Origin of the sequence: Agrobacterium sp. V1 (assembly GCF_030518355.1) — a bacterium.
Classification (GTDB): Bacteria; Pseudomonadota; Alphaproteobacteria; order Rhizobiales; family Rhizobiaceae; genus Agrobacterium; species Agrobacterium cucumeris.
Genome location: NZ_JAULSF010000001.1, coordinates 47,223 through 65,500, shown reverse-complemented (window position 1 = coordinate 65,500; position 18,278 = coordinate 47,223). Strand labels below are relative to the sequence as shown.

17 protein-coding genes and 1 tRNA gene are annotated in these 18,278 nt (G+C 59.0%); 9 read left to right on the top strand and 9 right to left on the bottom strand.

Going from position 1 to position 18,278, the window contains the following annotated elements; translation table 11 throughout:
• Window positions 1–297 precede the first annotated feature (297 nt).
• The 3 genes from QSV77_RS00320 to QSV77_RS00310 form a co-directional block, all read right to left on the bottom strand.
• A tRNA-Arg gene (locus QSV77_RS00320) sits at window positions 298–374 on the bottom strand.
• A 217-nt stretch (window positions 375–591) separates the two neighbouring features.
• Window positions 592–2,010, bottom strand: coding sequence for a HAMP domain-containing sensor histidine kinase (locus QSV77_RS00315; protein WP_271361431.1), 1,419 nt, complete (start codon window positions 2,008–2,010; stop codon window positions 592–594).
• Window positions 2,011–2,261: 251 nt separating this feature from the next.
• Window positions 2,262–4,289: a methyl-accepting chemotaxis protein gene (locus tag QSV77_RS00310; protein WP_302732140.1), complete on the bottom strand. Its 2,028-nt coding sequence runs from the start codon at window positions 4,287–4,289 to the stop codon at window positions 2,262–2,264.
• A 352-nt stretch (window positions 4,290–4,641) separates the two neighbouring features.
• Between QSV77_RS00310 and rpmH the strand changes: the two genes are divergently transcribed.
• Genes rpmH through yihA form a run of 4 tightly spaced genes read left to right on the top strand, consistent with a single transcriptional unit; the run spans window position 4,642 to window position 7,648 of the window.
• Window positions 4,642–4,779: a 50S ribosomal protein L34 gene (gene rpmH, locus QSV77_RS00305; protein ID WP_003493611.1), complete on the top strand. Its 138-nt coding sequence runs from the start codon at window positions 4,642–4,644 to the stop codon at window positions 4,777–4,779.
• A 36-nt stretch (window positions 4,780–4,815) separates the two neighbouring features.
• Window positions 4,816–5,199: a ribonuclease P protein component gene (gene rnpA / locus QSV77_RS00300; protein ID WP_046799366.1), complete on the top strand. Its 384-nt coding sequence runs from the start codon at window positions 4,816–4,818 to the stop codon at window positions 5,197–5,199.
• Complete coding sequence (gene yidC, locus QSV77_RS00295; protein ID WP_142840947.1) at window positions 5,199–6,998, top strand: membrane protein insertase YidC; 1,800 nt, start codon at window positions 5,199–5,201, stop codon at window positions 6,996–6,998. The genes rnpA and yidC overlap by 1 nt, the downstream gene beginning before the upstream one ends.
• Entirely contained in the window at window positions 6,995–7,648 is a 654-nt protein-coding gene (gene yihA, locus QSV77_RS00290; protein WP_302732078.1) for a ribosome biogenesis GTP-binding protein YihA/YsxC, read from the top strand. The genes yidC and yihA overlap by 4 nt, the downstream gene beginning before the upstream one ends.
• 18 nt (window positions 7,649–7,666) lie before the next feature.
• Here yihA and QSV77_RS00285 read toward each other — a convergent pair whose 3' ends face one another.
• The gene (locus tag QSV77_RS00285; RefSeq protein WP_271360618.1) at window positions 7,667–8,044 is read right to left on the bottom strand and encodes a hypothetical protein; all 378 of its coding nucleotides are present in this window, start codon (window positions 8,042–8,044) and stop codon (window positions 7,667–7,669) included.
• A gap of 357 nt (window positions 8,045–8,401) precedes the next feature.
• Here QSV77_RS00285 and argB point away from each other — a divergent pair, with 357 nt between their 5' ends.
• Window positions 8,402–9,286, top strand: coding sequence for an acetylglutamate kinase (gene argB, locus QSV77_RS00280; RefSeq protein WP_052820274.1), 885 nt, complete (start codon window positions 8,402–8,404; stop codon window positions 9,284–9,286).
• A gap of 48 nt (window positions 9,287–9,334) precedes the next feature.
• On the opposite strand, the gene QSV77_RS00275 is transcribed toward argB, so the two are convergent.
• Window positions 9,335–10,213, bottom strand: coding sequence for a DMT family transporter (locus tag QSV77_RS00275; RefSeq protein ID WP_302732075.1), 879 nt, complete (start codon window positions 10,211–10,213; stop codon window positions 9,335–9,337).
• A 144-nt stretch (window positions 10,214–10,357) separates the two neighbouring features.
• On the opposite strand from QSV77_RS00275, the gene QSV77_RS00270 reads away from it, so the two are divergent.
• Window positions 10,358–11,071 (top strand): pyrimidine 5'-nucleotidase, encoded by a 714-nt coding sequence (locus tag QSV77_RS00270; RefSeq protein ID WP_302732073.1) that lies wholly within the window; start codon window positions 10,358–10,360, stop codon window positions 11,069–11,071.
• Window positions 11,072–11,188: 117 nt separating this feature from the next.
• Entirely contained in the window at window positions 11,189–11,797 is a 609-nt protein-coding gene (locus QSV77_RS00265) for an EF-hand domain-containing protein (protein ID WP_142840942.1), read from the top strand.
• Window positions 11,798–11,949: 152 nt separating this feature from the next.
• On the opposite strand, the gene QSV77_RS00260 is transcribed toward QSV77_RS00265, so the two are convergent.
• Window positions 11,950–12,207, bottom strand: coding sequence for a DUF1150 family protein (locus QSV77_RS00260; protein WP_003493591.1), 258 nt, complete (start codon window positions 12,205–12,207; stop codon window positions 11,950–11,952).
• A gap of 56 nt (window positions 12,208–12,263) precedes the next feature.
• On the bottom strand, window positions 12,264–12,689 hold the full coding sequence (locus QSV77_RS00255; RefSeq protein WP_065114737.1) for an Hsp20 family protein: 426 nt from the start codon (window positions 12,687–12,689) through the stop codon (window positions 12,264–12,266).
• A gap of 206 nt (window positions 12,690–12,895) precedes the next feature.
• Between QSV77_RS00255 and QSV77_RS00250 the strand changes: the two genes are divergently transcribed.
• A complete protein-coding gene (locus QSV77_RS00250) occupies window positions 12,896–13,840 on the top strand; it encodes a nucleoside hydrolase (protein WP_271361430.1) in 945 nt (314 codons plus the stop codon).
• Between the two features lie 72 nt (window positions 13,841–13,912).
• Here the strand turns inward: QSV77_RS00250 and QSV77_RS00245 are convergent, their stop codons facing one another.
• Together QSV77_RS00245 and QSV77_RS00240 are read right to left on the bottom strand one after the other, a co-directional pair.
• Complete coding sequence (locus QSV77_RS00245) at window positions 13,913–16,246, bottom strand: methyl-accepting chemotaxis protein (RefSeq protein WP_302732029.1); 2,334 nt, start codon at window positions 16,244–16,246, stop codon at window positions 13,913–13,915.
• A gap of 165 nt (window positions 16,247–16,411) precedes the next feature.
• Complete coding sequence (locus QSV77_RS00240; protein WP_142840940.1) at window positions 16,412–17,272, bottom strand: LOG family protein; 861 nt, start codon at window positions 17,270–17,272, stop codon at window positions 16,412–16,414.
• 143 nt (window positions 17,273–17,415) lie between these two features.
• On the opposite strand from QSV77_RS00240, the gene dapD reads away from it, so the two are divergent.
• The gene (gene dapD, locus QSV77_RS00235) at window positions 17,416–18,270 is read left to right on the top strand and encodes a 2,3,4,5-tetrahydropyridine-2,6-dicarboxylate N-succinyltransferase (protein WP_046799357.1); all 855 of its coding nucleotides are present in this window, start codon (window positions 17,416–17,418) and stop codon (window positions 18,268–18,270) included.
• Window positions 18,271–18,278: the final 8 nt, after the last annotated feature.

The window sequence follows — 18,278 nt, the reverse complement described above, 5'->3', positions numbered from 1 at the left end:
CAAGCACCCGAATTTTGGCTGAAATCTCGTCGCTGCCATGCCGGGCCTCGATCGCAGAGGCGACGCAGTCGTATTTTATCGAGATCGAACCCGCAAACTGCGTTCGCTTCCCACAAGACTTTTACTCTGGGCCATTGGTGGGCCAAAGACTTCGCGAGTGATTCGGAATTTGTTGGGCTCACGGAGCCTCGTCGCCGATACAGGATGGGGAGCGCATGCGGGCCAAACTATGCGGATAAGGCCGCGCCACAGCAACGATTGGCTTATGTCTTGTCGACAGTTTTATGGGAAGAGAAATGGCGCACCCGAAGAGATTCGAACTCCTGACCCCCAGATTCGTAGTCTGGTGCTCTATCCAGCTGAGCTACGGGTGCGTGCCGTTCCGGTCGTTTCCGGTGGCGTGGCGATCCTCTAAAACGTCCTCATTCCGATTGCAAGCGATTTCGTTTCGAAATTGTCATTTTTCCGCAGCAATTCATTTATCCCATTGATTACAAACGAAATTCCATAGGGACCGTTTTTGCAGCGGCGCACACTGCCCTTTTTCCAGCTGGCGCGCCGATGGCTGAGGGTCGTTGACTGAGGAGATCTTCAGGCGGTTCTGGCCGCCTGCACAGTGGCAGCGCGGTCAGCGATCTCGATGCGGAACTGCGTGCCCGGGCCGGGCTTCTCGACAAGCGCTATGGTGCCGCCATGGGCAAGCACCAATTCGCGGGCAATGACGAGACCGAGGCCGGTGCCGCCGGAGCGGGCCGACCCACGGAAAGCGGAGAACAGGTTCTCTTTTGCTTTACGTGGCATTCCCGGTCCGTTGTCGTCGATGACGATGCTGACGACGCTGCCGGCCCTTTGAGCAGCAATGGACAGATGTCGCGGCGCGGCATTTGTCGCATCCGATTGCAGGGCCTGAACGGCGTTGCGACAGAGATTGTGGATCACCCGGAACAGTTGCTCGGCATCCGCGTCGACAGTCAGATCGGTGGGCACGCTGTCATGAAACTCGATGCCGCTCTCCGGCTCGAGCGCCAGAATATCGCGTACATCCCGAACCAGAAGGCTCAAATGAACCGTCTTGCGTTTCGGCGCACCCTCGGTTGCCTGCCCATAGGCCAGAACTTCACCCGTATAGGCCACGGCGCGATCAATGGTGCGCAGCAGTTTCGGAGCGAAACTGCGGACCATCGGGTCCTTGGCATCCACAAGACGGTCAGACATGAGCTGCGCGGATGAGAGGATATTGCGCATGTCGTGGTTGATCTTGGAAACAGCAAGGCCGAGATCGACCAGGTTCTTCTGTTGCCTGAGCGTTTTCTGCAGTTCCGTCTGCATGTCGGCGAGGTGACGGCCAGCAACCGACAGTTCGTCGGTGCCTTCTTCCGGCACGAAGATACGCTCCGGATTGCCCGGATCTTCGGAGAAATGCTGCATGCCGAGCGTCAGCCGGCGTATGGGCCGGATCATGATGCGGTTGATGGAGATAAAGATGAGGCCGGCGGTGACGAGTGACAGGACGATGGAGATCAGGAACACATTGCGGGCATAGGCGAGCATGGCGGCCCGCAGCTTGTATTCGCCGAGCACCAGCTCGATGATAGTGTCACTGTCGCCGACGACATCGAAAACGCGGATGACGCGGTTGCCGCCGAACAGCAATGTGGAAAACGCATCGCGAACCGCTGCCAGCTGCGAAACATCGGAAAGATCATATTGCTCGTCCACCCCGGGCGGCGTTTCCGCCACCGCCAGCAGGCGCGACGTGCCGTCCTTGCGCAGCGCAATCAGCTTTGCCCCGGTTGCCATCAGCGTGTCGTTCTGCACGCTTCGTGGCAATTCGGCCTGCAGGCCGTCGATCACAGCGCCGGCGGCAGCCGCCGTGTTCAGGCGGTCCCGCAGCCATGAAAGACGCATATTGGCGACGGAGGGCACAAAGATCAGCACTTCGGCGATCATCACGAAAATGACCGTGAGCAACAGCAGCCGCCCCGAAAGACCAGCGGTCAACCCCGGCATGCAGTGCACCGGATTGTCCTCCGTGCGGTCCAAGCTGTCTACGCCTTTAGATAACACCTGGCCCTGATCCTATGCGCGCCGCCGCTTCGGTTGAACGGCTCGGTTTATATGCACGCATGATAATAGGACCTAACTGACATTTTTCCAATGCACTGCAAAATAAACGTTTTCATCGTCGCAAAAAACAAACGCCGCCCGAAAGCGGCGTTCTAACTGTAGCGGGTCTTACGGGAAACCGCAGACCGGCGTTCTCAGAATTCCTGCCAGTCGCCATGCGCCGGAGCGGCGGCCGGCTGCGCATTGAGGGCGCGGCTGACGCTGTTCATCAATTTGCGGGCCGGAGAGGCTACAGCTGCCGCTCTGCCGGATACCGCCACAGGCCGCATCGGCTGCTCGATCCGGGTGCGGAGCGGAGCATCCTCAGCGCCGACCTTGAAGCGCGACACCAGGGTCACGAGATGTCCCGCTTCATTGCTGAGCTTGTGGGTTGCGGCCGAAGTTTCTTCCACCATGGCGGCATTGCGCTGCGTCACTTGGTCCATCTGGTTGATCGCCGTATTGACCTCGTGCAGGCCGGTGGACTGTTCCCGTGCCGCCGTGGCAATCGAATGGATGTGGTCATTGATCGCGAGAACACGGGTCTCGATCTCGTTCAAGGCGCTGCCGGTTTTCTGCACCAGCGATACACCGCGTCCCACTTCCTGGCCGGATTTGGTGATCAGCGCCTTGATGTCCTTTGCGGCGGTTGCAGAACGCTGCGCCAGTTCGCGCACTTCCTGGGCGACAACGGCGAAGCCCTTGCCCGCCTCGCCGGCGCGGGCGGCTTCGACGCCCGCATTCAGCGCCAGAAGGTTGGTCTGGAAAGCGATCTCGTCAATGACGTTGATGATCTGGCTGATTTCACGGGAAGCGTGCTCGATGCGATCCATGGCGGAGACGGCATCGCGCACGACATTGGCGGATTCTTCCGTCTTCTGCTTGGTCTCGGCCACCATGGTGCTGGCTTCCTGCGCACGATCGGTGGAATTGCGAACAACGGCAGTAATCTCGTCCAGAGCGGCGGAGGTCTCTTCCAGCGCTGCGGCCTGCTGTTCCGTCCGCTTCGACAGGTCGTCGGCCGCAGAGCGCAACTCGTTTGCGTTGCCGCTGATGCCTTCCGTGCTGCTACGCACCTCGTGCATCGTTTCGCGCAACTTGGATAGCGTCTCGTTGACGTTGGCCTGAAGTTCGGCAAACACGCCGCGGAACTCACCGTCCATCTTCTCCGTCAGGTCACCGCGCGCCAGACCTTCGATGACACGGCTGGTCTCGGAGACGCCATTGTCGACGCCGGTGAGCAGCGCGTTGATCGTTGCAGCGAAACGGTTGAGGTTTTCGTCGCCGTAATCCTTGTTGATGCGGCGGCTGAAATCGCCTCCCGCAGCCGCATCGACGACGATGGCCATGCCGGCCTGAAGATCGTCGCTCTTGGCGCGCATGGCAGTTTCCTGCGCGTTCATGCGGCGCATTTCGAGGCCGTTCTTCTTGAAGACTTCAACGGCTGCGGCCATTTCACCGATTTCATCGTTACGGCCAAGATAGGGCACATCCGCGTCCAGATTTCCGTCCGCCACGGCGTTCATCACTTCCGAAACACTGCGGATGGGCGCACTCAGCTGTCGCGTACCGATATAAAGACCGAAGGCCGCGCCGGCCAATATGCCGCTGCCGGTGACGATGATGACCAGCCAGAATGTCGTCGTTACAAAACCATCGATGCCGGCTTCGACGGCCTCAAGTTCGGCAATGTCATTCTGGACGACGGCATCGATATCCGCCTGATAGGCTTTCCGGTTGGCCCGGTTCGCATCGTTGTTGCCCTGCAGATTGGCCGCCTGTGGGCTGGCCTCGCGGGCAAGCCGCGCGGTTTCCAGGCGGAACGCCTTGAATTCCTTGAAGCGGCTGGAGAGGTTATCAAAGGCCGCCTTCTGTTCCGCCGGAACGAGAGGGGTCCATGTGCCGATCAGCTTTTCCATGGCGTCGAGGTTCTTGACGATGCCATCCGCGAAGGGTGCGGCCTTTGTTATATCGGGGGCGGCATATACGCCACGCGCCTCCATCACGACCGCGGTGACCAGCCGGTTGAGCGCCTCGCCCTTATAGGCGCGCTCCGCGGCCTTTTCATATGCGACCGTACGCACCCGGAATTCGCTGACCGCATAGATGGACAGTCCACCGATGGTACAGGCCACGAGGCTCATCAGCCCGACAAGAAGATTGATACGACCGCGAATTCTCAATTTCGTTCCCCCAACACAAGCCAGCCGCACGATGAAAAACAGGAAGCTGGCATAACTTTTCGCATCACAACATTTATCAATGCTGCGTTAAGAAAGAATTTCGGATTTTATCGATTGCGCGTTGGAATCAATCTGTATCGACAGTCGGCGAAGGAGATGGCGGTGCGTTTTCCGCAAAAGGTGAACCGCGAAAACCCCTTCGGCAATTGACTTTGTTCGGCCTATGCCCTTATAAGCCGCGCACGCTCGGCCATTGAAAGCTCGCCCAGGCGGGGTTAGCCGTGCAAAAAACGAAACGCTCTTGCAAATAATTGCAAATTCAAGAAGGGCCGCACACCGCGGTATTAAATAAATGTCGAAGCGTACCTACCAACCGTCCAAGCTTGTTCGCAAGCGTCGTCATGGTTTCCGTGCCCGCATGGCTACTGCTGGCGGCCGCAAGGTTCTCGCAGCCCGCCGTGCGCGCGGCCGCGCACGTCTGTCGGCTTAATTGCCGAGCGTGTGGCCCGATGAAAGTCGCGGGCACATGAGCGAGACTAAAAAACACCCCGGCCGGCTTAAAAACCGGTCGGAGTTTCTTGCCGTTCAGGCAGGGGAAAAACGACGGGGAGGCACCTTTCTTCTGGAAGTGCTTGATCGGAAGACCCCGGAAACCGAACCACGGGTCGGTTTTACCGTAACAAAAAAACAAGGCAACGCGGTCGAGCGAAATCGCATGCGCCGCCGTCTCAAGGAAGCCGTCAGGCTTTCTGCCGGGGTCGCAATGAAGCCCGGTCATGACTATGTGATTGTCGCCCGCAGGGACGTGCTTAGTACGGCCTTCCCGAAACTTCAGTCTCTCCTTACCGAGCGCATTGAAGGAACGGCGAAACCGAAACGGTCCCAGGAGACCCGCTCCAGGAAAGAATGATGGAAAAGAACCGCAATTACTTCATCGCGATAGCCCTTTCGGTTGTCATCGTCCTCGCCTGGCAATTCCTTTACATGAATCCGCGCATCGAGCAGCAGCGCCGCGCCGAAGAGGCCCGCCAGGCGCAGCAGCAGACGACGCAGCAACAGCCGGCACCCGGTGCCGCGCCCGGTGCAACCGTAGAAGGCGCGCCGCCCGCATCCTCCACGCAGGCCGCCGCCACGGCGACCCGGGAAGAAGCGATCGCCAAGACCCAACGCGTCGCCATCGATACCAACGCCATTGCCGGTTCGATCAACCTGACCGGCGCCCGCTTCGATGACATCCGGCTCAAGGGCTACCATGAGACCGTCGATGACTCGAGCCCGATCATCACGCTGTTTTCGCCCTCCGACACCAAGGACGGTTACTTCACCGAGCTTGGTTATGTTGGCGCTGCCGAAGTCGGCGGCGTTCCCGGCCCGACCACGGTCTGGACGCTTGCGAGCGGCGACAAGCTGACGGAAACCACACCCGTCACGCTCACCTATACCAACGAAAAGGGCGTCGTTTTCTCCCGTACGGTGTCGATCGACCCGCATTACATGATCTCGGTCGCAGACAAGGTCGAGAACCCCGGCCAGACGGCTATTTCCTTCGCCACCTACGGCCGCGTGACGCGCAACAACAAGCCGGCGATCCCGCCCGTCTTCGTTATCCATGAGGGCTTTCTCGGTGTCTCCGGCAAAGACGGCAGCCTGACGGAAGAGAAATACAAGGACGTTGAAGAGGCGCCGGTAACGGTTGCCAAGGCGACCGGCGGCTGGCTCGGCATCACCGACAAATACTGGGCTGCGGCCATCGTCCCGCCGCAGACAACGCCGTTTGAAACCCGCTATTCGCATATCACGGGCAATCAGCCGAGCTATCAGGCCGATTTCAAGAGCGACACGATAACGGTCGAACCCGGCCAGTCCATTGAGCTGAAGAGCCTCGTCTTCGCCGGCGCCAAGGAAGTGCCGCTGGTCGACCGTTATGAGACCGAATATTCCATTCCGAAGTTCGACCTGCTGATCGACTGGGGCTGGTTCTACTTCATCACCAAGCCGATGTTCAAAATGATGGATTTCTTCTTCCGTTATTTCGGCAATTTCGGCGTGGCGATTCTGCTCACCACCATCGTGGTCAAGGCGCTCTTCTTCCCGCTCGCCAGCAAGCAGTATGCTTCCATGGCGAACATGAAGCGCGTACAGCCGAAGATGGAAGAGTTGAAGGCCAAGCACGGCGATGACCGCATGGCCATGCAGCAGGCGATGATGCAGCTCTACAAGGAAGAGAAGATCAATCCGGTGGCCGGCTGCTGGCCGATGCTGCTGCAGATTCCCGTCTTCTTTGCGCTCTACAAGGTCATCTACGTCACCATCGAAATGCGGCATGCACCGTTCTTCGGCTGGATCCACGACCTTTCCGCGCCCGATCCGACGTCGCTGTTCAACCTGTTCGGCCTTCTGCCCTACGACGTGCCGCACTTCCTGATGATCGGCGTCTGGCCGTTGATCATGGGCATCACCATGTTCCTGCAGATGCGCATGAACCCGACACCGCCCGATCCGACACAGGCGATGATCTTCACCTGGATGCCGCTGATCTTCACCTTCATGCTGGCTTCCTTCCCGGCTGGTCTGGTCATCTACTGGGCGTGGAACAACACCCTGTCGATCTCGCAGCAGGCCCTCATCATGAAGCGTCACGGTGCCAAGATCGAACTGTTCGATAATCTCAAAGGGCTGTTCAAGCGAAAGCCGGTGCAATCGAAATGAGTGACACCGGCCCGGCAACCGAAAAGCCCCTTTTCGGGCGACCCTGGATATTCATTCGCGGCGTTCCCGCGATGAAATTCCTGCCGCCCGAAGGCCCGCCGGAGATTGCTTTTGCTGGACGTTCGAATGTCGGCAAGTCCTCGCTCATCAATGCGTTGGTGGGCCACAAGGGACTTGCCCGCACTTCCAACACGCCCGGCCGCACGCAGGAACTGAACTATTTCGTTCCGGAAGGTTATTCCGGCGAGCCGGGTGACCTGCCGCCGATGGCGCTGGTTGACATGCCCGGTTACGGTTATGCGCAGGCACCAAAGGACCATGTCGACGCCTGGACGAAGCTCGTCTTCGATTATCTGCGTGGCCGCGCGACACTGAAGCGCGTTTACGTGCTGATCGATTCCCGTCATGGCATTAAGAAGAACGATGAAGAGGTTCTGAGCCTGCTCGACAAGGCGGCTGTTTCCTATCAGGTCGTGCTGACGAAGACGGACAAGATCAAGGACGTCGGTGTTCCCCGACTGATCGGTGAAACGCTGGAGAAAATCCGCAAGCGTCCTGCGGCCTATCCGGAAGTTCTCGCCACCTCGTCGGAAAAATCCTTCGGGCTGAACAGCCTGCGCGCCGAGATCGTCAGAACTGTCTCGCTTTAAGAGGCGTGGCCCTTATCCTCAGGCGATGGTAAAAAGCAGAACGGCGGTCCACAGCATCGCCGTCAATGCCAGAAGCCGCCAGAAACGCACCGAATGCCAGACCTCCAGAAGCATGGCGGCGAACATGCTGCCATTGCGCAGAGGCTGACTTTTGAAAGGCAGGCCTGACCGGGTTGGATCCCTTTCAAGCAATGCAGCGACGGTCGCGTTTTCCCGATATTCGGTTTCAGCCAGATTATCCCGCCAGCGCCTGACCATGGCAGCAAACTGGCGGTCGCGTTTGACGCGTTTGGCAAGCTCCGCCATGCTTTCCGGCGGCAGGGCACCCAGCACATATTCGCCAGCGAGCACTTCGTCCCGCAAACCGCTTTGCTTGTCTCGATCCGGTGCCGTCATAGGTCTTCAAACTCCTCGGTCGTCCAGGCAGCATCGTTTCGCGATGCGCGACACATCCCTGTCGCCCTGCTGAATAACCCCTCCCCTGCCGCAAACAAGGCTGGTCCGATTGGTGCTTTATGTCAATCTTATTACGCGCTTTGCGCCGCCCAAAAGCGGAATTTTACCAGGCATCGACACAATAAGGCCCGGAGGTTATTTCATTCGTCAAAAGCAGACATCCGCCTGTCCCTGCAAACGTGCCGGCATGGCCGATCCATGCATCCTGCACTGCAAAAATCGATTCCGATTTCTGCACCGATGCTGTAGAGCGATGAAAGGCTCTTTTGGGCCGCAACCACAGACCGAGGTTTTTCCATGACTTCTTCCGAAAGCGAAACTCAGGCGCGGCTGCTTGCACAGGCTCTGCCCTTCATGCAGAAATATGAGAACAAGACCATCGTCGTAAAATATGGTGGTCACGCCATGGGGGATTCAACACTCGGCAAGGCTTTCGCGGAAGATATCGCCCTGTTGAAGCAGTCCGGCATCAACCCCATCGTCGTCCATGGCGGCGGCCCGCAGATCGGCGCAATGCTGACGAAGATGGGCATCGAATCGAAATTCGAGGGCGGCCTTCGTGTCACCGACGCCAAGACGGTCGAGATCGTCGAAATGGTTCTGGCCGGTTCGATCAACAAGGAAATCGTCGCACTCATCAACCAGACGGGCGAATGGGCGATCGGTCTTTGCGGCAAGGACGGCAACATGGTCTTCGCCGAAAAGGCGAAGAAGACCGTCATCGATCCCGACAGCAATATCGAACGTGTTCTCGATCTCGGTTTCGTCGGTGAAGTCGTGGAAGTCGACCGCACATTGCTCGACCTGCTCGCCAAGTCCGAGATGATCCCGGTCATCGCCCCCGTCGCTCCCGGCCGCGATGGCGCAACCTACAACATCAACGCCGACACCTTTGCCGGCGCCATTGCCGGCGCGCTGAACGCCACACGCCTGCTGTTCCTGACCGACGTGCCGGGCGTTCTTGATCGCAACAAGGAACTCATCAAGGAACTGACGGTTTCCCAGGCACGCGCGCTCATCAAGGATGGCACGATTTCCGGCGGCATGATCCCGAAGGTCGAGACGTGCATCGAGGCCATAAAGGCTGGAGTACAGGGTGTTGTGATCCTCAACGGCAAGACCCCGCATTCCGTGCTTCTGGAAATCTTCACGGAAGGCGCCGGCACGCTGATCGTGCCCTGATGCGATTTAATGTGGCGGACGGCCAGCCTGTCCGCCACAGACGACGTTTCAGCCGAACACCAGAAGCGACAAGACCCCGACGACAATTAACAGGCAGCCGGAAAGTTCGAGCCTGTTGATCTTCTCCTTGAAGAAGAGCACGGTCGAGGCGAAGGCAAACAGCATCTCCACCTGTGCCAGCGCCTTGACCACGGCGGCCTGCTGCAAGGTCATCGCCGTAAACCAGCCAAATGAGGCCGTAGCACCGACGAAACCGACCGCAAGCGACGGTTTCCACGCCTTTGCGATGCGCCGCAACTCATCCCTCTGCCGCCAGACGATCCACAGGAACATCGATACTGTCTGCATCACGATGACGATGACGAGGGTGTAGCCCGCCTGCACCACCGCATCCGGCGTTGGCAGGCTGGGCGCGAGCGCCAGCGATGCCGACCGATAGGCAACCGACGACAGGCCGAAGAACGCACCAGAGGCGAGACCTATACCGGCTGTCCGGCTGAAGATGGAAGTGAGAATGGAGGCAGGTGTGACTTCCGTGCGCGCCACCGAAATCAGCATGACGCCGGCGACCGAAACCGCAATGGCCGCCAATGTGCCGCCATTGACACTTTCACCGATGAAAATGAGCGCAAACAGCGCCGCCTGCGCGGGTTCGGTGCGGGAATAGGCCGTGCCGACCGCGAAGTTGCGGAAGGAAAACAGGTGGACCAGGAGGAAGGTGGCGGCGATCTGCGCCATGGCCCCGACCGTCGCCCATACGGCAAAAGACATGTTCGGCACCGGCAGCGGCCGGCCCAGCCCGAAATGCAGAAAGGCGAGATAGGCAAGAGCAAAGGGCATGCCGAACACGAAGCGCACGAAGGTTGCGCCCGTGGTGCCCATCATGCCCTTGAGGTGCTTTTGCAGGGTCGAGCGCAGATTCTGCAAGAACGCGCTAGCAAAGGTTATGCCTATCCAGAGTTCCATGGTTTGGCGGTATCATGCGCTGCAGGCCCCAGCCAAGCCCGATTTTATTGCCAATCGTCGTCTTTTCGATTTTCTTCGGCATTCGAAACGGGCATAAAGCAGGCCATGGACACAAAGCCGAAAAACCTGCCCGATGCCGCCGATTTCGCCCATGTGAGCGAATGGGTCTTCGATCTCGACAACACACTGTATCCGCATCACGTCAATCTGTTTTCCCAGATCGACCGCAACATGACGGCCTATGTTGCGGAGCTTTTAAAGCTCGACCCGGAAGAGGCTCGTGTGCTGCAGAAGCGTTATTACCATGACCATGGCACAACGCTTCAGGGGCTGATGATCAATTACGGCATCAGCCCGGACGAGTTTCTGGAGCGCGCCCATGCCATCGATTATTCGGCGCTGAAACCCCATCCGGAACTCGGTGAGGCGATCAAGGCGCTGCCGGGCCGTAAATTCATTCTGACCAATGGCAGCGTCAAGCATGCGCAGGCGGCCGCCGGCGCGCTTGGCATTCTCGATCAGTTCGAGGATATCTTCGATATCGTCGCTGCCGGTTACCTGCCGAAGCCGGCCAGCGCAACCTATGAGAAATTCGCAGCGCTTGCGAAACTCGACACAAAAAAAGCAGCCATGTTCGAAGACCTGCCGCGCAATCTTGCAGCCCCCAAGGCGCTTGGCATGAAAACCGTGCTGCTCGTTCCCTCCAATCTCGAGGGTGTCATCATGGAGCGCTGGGAAATTCCCGTCGAGACCGATGCGCATATCGACTACATCACCGACAATCTGACCGGCTTCCTGACGAAAACCGTTGCCGGCTGAGCGCCATAGCCGAGTTACGCCCCAACATTACCGAAGCTTCATCCACCTTACCGATGTTTAAGTGGTGAGGCTCGATAGAGGTCACTATCTTTTCTTCAGGGACACCAAAGAAAGGTAATGACGATGACCACACGAAAAATCGCCCTCTCTGCTCTTGGCGCAGCCCTTGTGCTCAGCACGGCCGCAACGGCAAGTTTCGCCGCACCCGGCAAAGGCCATAAGGATCGCATGCCGATCCGCCAGGAAGCTGCCTTCATTCACCTCCTGAAGGTTGCCGATACCAACAAGGACGGCAAGATTTCGAAGGAAGAATTCGCCGCACGACAGGACGCGCTTTTCACCGAGATCGACAAGGATAAGGACGGTTCGATCACGCCGAAGGAAATGCGCGAATATCGTCAGGCGAAAATGGAAGCTTTCCGCGCCGCCAATCCGCGCCCCGAGCGTGAGGACGCCAAAGCCGAAGACGGCAAAGGCCCGGAGGGCAAGCGCGCCGAAAGACATGCCGAACGCGAGCATGGCGGCCGTTCCGGTCATCAGGGCTGGGGCAAGCATGGCGGCAAGGGTGCGGGCCTCGGCATGCTCCGCTGGGCCGATACCGACGAGAACGGTCAGGTCAGCAAGGCCGAATTCACCGCAGCCGGCGAGAAAATGTTCGAGCGGCTGGACAAGAACAAGGACGGCGTCATCTCGATCGACGATATGCCGGACCGCCCGTTCCTTTAAATCCATCAAGGAAAAAGCCCGCTCAAAAGCGGGCTTTTTCTTCGCATCTCCAGACGGAAAACAGGGATTCACTTTTCCCGTAAATTCTCTATCTATTTGTTTGCACGCGTTTTACAGACGTAAAACCGCTACGCACTTTTACGGGAAATGCTCTAGTGCAGGCTGACGGTCTTGAGATCGTCTTCGGCAGCCTTGAAAAAGGTACTTGAACGGTTGTCGGTCAGGAGGATCGGCGTGCCATCCGCACCAAACAGCGCCCATAGATCCAGTTGCGGATCGAGATCAGGTGCTTCCGGGAAACAGCGGCTTACGTCTTCCGCACGGATTTTGCGGATATATCCCACTTCTCCTTCGCCGATATGGGCGAGCTGGGATCGGGTGAGACGCGCATGCGCTTCTTTTAAAAGCATATTTCAGCCTCCTTCTTCACGCCGAGCGATTCATGTCCGATTCCGGCGTTCACGTTCTACTCTGAGACGGAAATATTAATTTTCTTTACCACGTTCGAAATTTCAGGCCGCACCAGATCGATGGAAAGAAGGCCGTTGCGCATGCGCGCTTCCCTGACCTGCATGCCATCGGCAAGCACGAAGACCCGCTGGAACTGGCGCGCCGCAATGCCCCTATAGAGGAAGTCCCGCTTTTCCTGTTCCTGCTGGCGACCGCGAATGACAAGCTGGTTGTCGGCCGTCGTCACATCCAGATCGTCCTGAGAAAACCCGGCAACAGCGATGGTGATGCGCAGGCGCTCCGGCACGTCTTCGACCCCGGGCAGCCGTTCGATGTTATAGGGGGGATAGCCGTCATTGGCCTTCGCCATGCGCTCCAGCGTTTTTTCCATGGCATCAAAGCCCAGCAGAAGCGGGTGGGTGAATGGCGTCATGCGGCTCATATCTTTTCTGTCCTTGCAACCAAGCGACGTTTCGCGGTCCCGCTTCCGGCAACCTTGCCGGTCAAGCGAACCGGCTCAAACAATATGGGAAGCCAGGCCGCGATGCGCAAGACGGGAGAACGGCGCGAAGGGGACGCCGAGGAATGCGCTTGACAAGTGAGCATCCGTCGCTCGAAAAAAGCGCTCACCTCAACGGCGGGCAAGACATGGCAGAACGCAGAAAAATCATCATCGACACCGATCCGGGCCAGGACGACGCGGCGGCAATCATGCTCGCTTTCGCAAGCCCTGATGAAATCGACATTCTCGGATTGTGCGCCGTCGCAGGCAACGTCCCGCTGAAACTGACCAGCCGCAATATTCGCATCATCTGCGAATTGTGCGGCCGCACCGATATTCCCGTCTATGAGGGCGCAGAGAAGCCGCTGGTGCGCAAGCCCATTACCGCCGAGCATGTTCACGGCAGCACCGGTCTCGACGGCCCTGTTCTCGATGAACCGACGATGGAGGCCCAAAAGCAGCATGCGGTCGATTTCATCATCGAAACGCTGATGCGGGAACCCGCCGGCACGGTGACGCTCTGCACGCTCGGGGCGCTCACCAATGTGGCGCTGGCACTGCTTAAAGCGCCCGAGATTGCCGACCGCATCCAGGAATTGGTGATGATGGGCGGCGGCTTCTTCGAGGGCGGCAATATCACGCCGGCGGCCGAGTTCAACATCTATGTCGATCCGCAGGCTGCCGATATCGTCTTCCGTGCCGGCATTCCTGTTGTCATGATGCCGCTCGACGTCACCCATAAGCTTCTGACCACCAAGGCGCGGGTCAGCCGCATTCGCGACATCGGCACACGCCCGGCCATCGCCATGGCGGAAATGCTGGAGTTCTTCGAGCGCTTCGACATCGAGAAATACGGTTCGGACGGCGGCCCGCTGCACGATCCATCCGTCATTGCCTATCTCATCAAACCTGAGCTGTTTCAGGGTCGCGAGTGTAACGTTGAAATCGAGGCCACGTCCGAACTGACCATGGGCATGACGGTGGTTGACTGGTGGCGCGTGACCGAACGCCCCGCCAATGCCCGCGTGATGCGCAACGTGGATGCGGACGGTTTCTTCGAATTGCTGACGGAACGTTTTGCCCGGCTCTGACCGGAACGCAGGAATGAAAAAAGGGCCGCTGGCGATACCAGCGGCCCTTTTTATTTGAAGCGGGAAAACCCGTCAGAATTCCGTCCAGTCATCCTGCGCCAGTGCGTTTGCACCGCTGGTCCTTGGACGGGGACGCGATGCCGTAGAGCGGGCCGGTGCTGCGGCAGGAGCCGAAGGTGCACGCATGGCAGCTGCCGCGGAGCGCAATTGCTGGCTGGGTTGACTACCGGACACGGCAAAACCGGCGACGAGCGATTTCAGCGTCTCGGCCTCGCCGTTCAGCGTCACGCTGGCCGCCGTGGTTTCTTCTACCATCGCCGCATTCTGCTGGGTGACCTGATCCATCTGGGTAACGGCAGAATTGATTTCCTTCAGACCTACCGCCTGTTCGCTGGCGGAAGCGGAAATCTGCCGTATCAGCTGGTTGATCTGCAAAACCTGATCAGCGATGTTCTTCATCGTCTCGCCGGCCTTGCCGACCAGCTGGACGCCCTCGCCCACCTGGGTGGCCGAGGTGTTGATCAGTCCCTTGATCTCCTTGGCAGCGGTTGCAGACCGTTGCGCCAGTTCGCGCACTTCCTGCGCGACAACCGCAAAGCCCTTGCCGGCATCCCCTGCGCGGGCAGCTTCCACACCGGCATTCAGCGCCAGAAGATTGGTCTGGAAGGCGATCTCATCAATCACACCGATGATGCGGGAAATTTCCGCCGACGATTGCGCGATGCCCTGCATCGAGTTGACGGCCTGCTGCACCACCTCACCCGACTTGCCGGCGTCATCGCAGGCATGACTGACGGCACCGGCCGCCTGCGCGGCATTTTCCGCGCTGGAATTGACCTGTGCGGTCAGTTGGTTGAGGGCTGCGGCGGTTTCTTCCAGGCTTGCGGCCTGCTGTTCCGTGCGGTGGGAAAGATCGCTGGCAGCGCGGGTGATCTCACCGGTGCCATTGCCGATGGTGACAACCGTCGCATTGACCGTGGAGACGGTTTCCTCGAGGCTTGCTAGCGCCAAGTTGAAATCACTGCGCAGCTTCGCATAGTCGCCAGGGAATTCGTCCTCGATCCGGTAGGTGAGGTTGCCCTGCGAAAGCGCGTTGAGACCCGAGCCGAGCACGCTGACGATGTGTTGCTGCATGCGGCTGTTTTCCGTGCGCTCGGATTCCGACCGTTGGCGTGCCGTTTCCGCATTGCCACGCTGGACAGCGGCGTCCGCTTCCATTTCACGAATGCCGGCGAGTTTTGCGCGGAAGCCTTCCAGCGCGGTGGCAACAGCCCCCGTTTCATCCCGGCGGTCCTGCCCGGACACCGGTTCATCGTAACGGCCTTCGCTCAGCGTCCGCACATCCGAAACCAGCAAGGCGAGCGGGTTGCCGACGAAGTGACGCACGGCGAAGTAAAGTGCGGTGATGACGGCGGCGAGAATGACGAGCGCACCGATGATCATCATGTAGGTCTGCTCTTCCACCGGCGCGTTCAGTGCCTGATGCGGAATATCCACCAGTACGACCCAGGTGGCGTTGAGGCCCGGAACCGCAAAGGGATAGACGAGGCGGTTATAGGGCGCATCGGTATCGAGGCCGAGATTTTCGATGAGACCGTGCTTGCCGGAAGCGAGCGCCGCCTGAATGGCGCTGGCGCCGTCTCCGTCATAGGCCTTCATGTTCTGCTCGGGCGTCGGCGGCACCAGCCACTGGCCGCCCTGCGACACGAGCGTCACGCGGCCGGTTTCGAAAGGACGCAACGCCTGCAGCTTCTGCGACAGCGAGGCCAGCGAAATATCGACGCCGGCAACGCCAATCATCTTGCCGTCGGACATGACGGGATAGGCAAGCGAGGTCATGGTGGTGGGAACTTCCGTGCCCTGCGCCAGATATGGCTGGGTGATGGCGCCCTTGCCCGTCTTGGCGGCAAGCGCCCACCATTCGGCGGCGTAGTCATTATCGAAAGTTGAGAACTGGATGTCACCCTTCTGGGTCTTCGACCAATAGGGGGCGAAGACGCCATTTTTATTGGTACCGAGATCGAGCCTGTTGGCAATCTCGGTGCTCTGGCCGTCGAAAAGGCCGAGCTGCTCGCAGAACCAGCTTCCGAAAGCGAAAGTATTCTGCTCGACATTGGCCTTTAGGATATTGACGATGCCGGGGCGGTCCATCGATTTCGCCTGATGCGCGCGGCCGATGACACCGGCCATGGAGCGCGCGGCGCTGCCAAGCTCACCCACATCGGCGGCGATGACGTTGGCGATGGCGCGCGCCTCGGTATTGGCCTGATCCATGGTCAAAGCATGGACGCGCTCGCTGGTCTGGGAAATGAGGAAGGAATTCGATGCGACAAGGACCGTGGTGATGGCACAGCCGGTAACGAGGATAAGCTTGGTCGCAAGCGACTTCACTTTGAAATTGAACATTTTGGCCTCGATCAAATCGTCTGCCGGGAGGCTGACGTCAACGGATGATAAATCTCCGTCATGGAGGCCCGTCCGCATGGACAGTGCGCTGCAGCGCGACGAGGCAAAATTAGAGTATCTTTGCTAATTAAGCCCTAAAATTTACTTCGCCGCGCCAAGCAAAAATCAGTGTTCGTAATAGGCCGAGATGATTTCCCATGCATCGTCAGCCGTTTCGGCGAAATGCAGCAATTCCATATCTTCCGGGGCGATGGTGCCGAAATCCGCCAGGAATTCGAAATTGACCACCGAGCGCCAGAACTTCTCGCCGAACAGGATGAGCGGAATGGGCGCCATGCGCTTGGTCTGGATAAGCGTCAGCGTCTCGAACAGCTCATCGAGCGTACCGAAACCGCCGGGGAAGATCACCACCGCCTTCGCCCGCATCAGGAAATGCATCTTGCGGATGGCGAAATAGTGGAAATTGAAGCTCAGCTCCGGCGTGACATAGGGGTTCGGCGCCTGCTCATGCGGCAGAACGATGTTGAGACCGATCGACGGGCCGCCCACATCGGCTGCACCACGATTGCCCGCTTCCATGACACCGGGGCCGCCGCCGGTGACCACGACATATTCGAGATGATCGGATTTAGCGGCGTAGTCGGTGCACAGCCGGGCAAATTTGCGCGCCTCATCGTAATAGACGGAGGATTGCTCCAGATTACGCTTCTGCGTCTCGTTGCGCGCCGCCCAGGCCTCGCCACCGGGTTCGGGAATGCGGGCACCGCCGAACATGACGACGGTGGATTTGATGCCGCGCTCGGTGAGCGCCATTTCCGTCTTCAGAAGTTCCAGCTGAAGCCTGACGGGACGCAATTCCTCACGGCAGAGGAAATCCATGTCCACATAAGCAAGCCGGTAAGACGGGGAATCCGACTGCGGTGTTTTCGGAACGACCTCGGCCTGCTGCTTGTCCGCAGAGCTGCGCTTCAAGGGATCCCATACCCCATCCTTACGCCGCAATTTGCCATTTTTCAGTCGTGTCATTTCCATGCCTTTCGTCTGACGCGCCAAATCACCCAAATCACATTGACGCCTTTCCAACACTCCCTTAGATCAAATGGCCAAAGCCTTCCAGCGGCGCGGGACCTGCCGTGACCACGACCACACGCGACTTTAAGGAATTTTCCATGAGCCTTACGGATCTCACCTCCCTCGAAACCATCATCGAAACCGCCTTTGACAATCGCGATGGCGTGAACGTATCGACGAAGGGCGAGGTTCGCGATGCGGTGAACACATCTCTTCAACTTCTCGATAGCGGCAAGGCGCGCGTGGCTGAAAAGCAGGCGGATGGCAACTGGAAGGTGAACCAGTGGCTGAAAAAGGCCGTGCTTCTTTCCTTCCGCCTCAACGACATGGAGATTGTCACCGGCGGGCCGGGTGAATCCACCTGGTGGGACAAGGTGCCGTCGAAGTTCGAAAACTGGGGTGAAAACCAGTTCCGTGCCGCCGGTTTCCGCGCCGTGCCGAATGCCGTCGTGCGCCGTTCGGCTTACGTGGCCAAGAACGTCGTGCTGATGCCGTCTTTCGTCAATCTCGGTGCTTACGTCGATGAAGGCACGATGGTCGACACCTGGGCAACCGTCGGTTCCTGCGCGCAGATCGGCAAGAATGTGCACCTCTCCGGCGGTGTCGGCATTGGCGGCGTTCTGGAGCCGCTGCAGGCCGGCCCGACCATCATCGAGGATAATTGCTTCATCGGCGCCCGCTCGGAAGTCGTTGAAGGCTGCATCGTGCGCGAAGGCGCCGTTCTCGGCATGGGCGTCTTCATCGGCAAGTCGACCAAGATCGTCGACCGCGCCACCGGCGAGATCACCTATGGCGAAGTCCCGCCCTATTCCGTCGTCGTTGCCGGCACCATGCCGGGCAAGCCTTTCCCGAACGGCGAGCCGGGCCCGAGCCTTTATTGCGCCGTGATCGTCAAGCGCGTCGATGAAAAGACCCGCTCCAAGACCGGCATCAACGAGCTTCTGCGCGACTGATAAAAGCT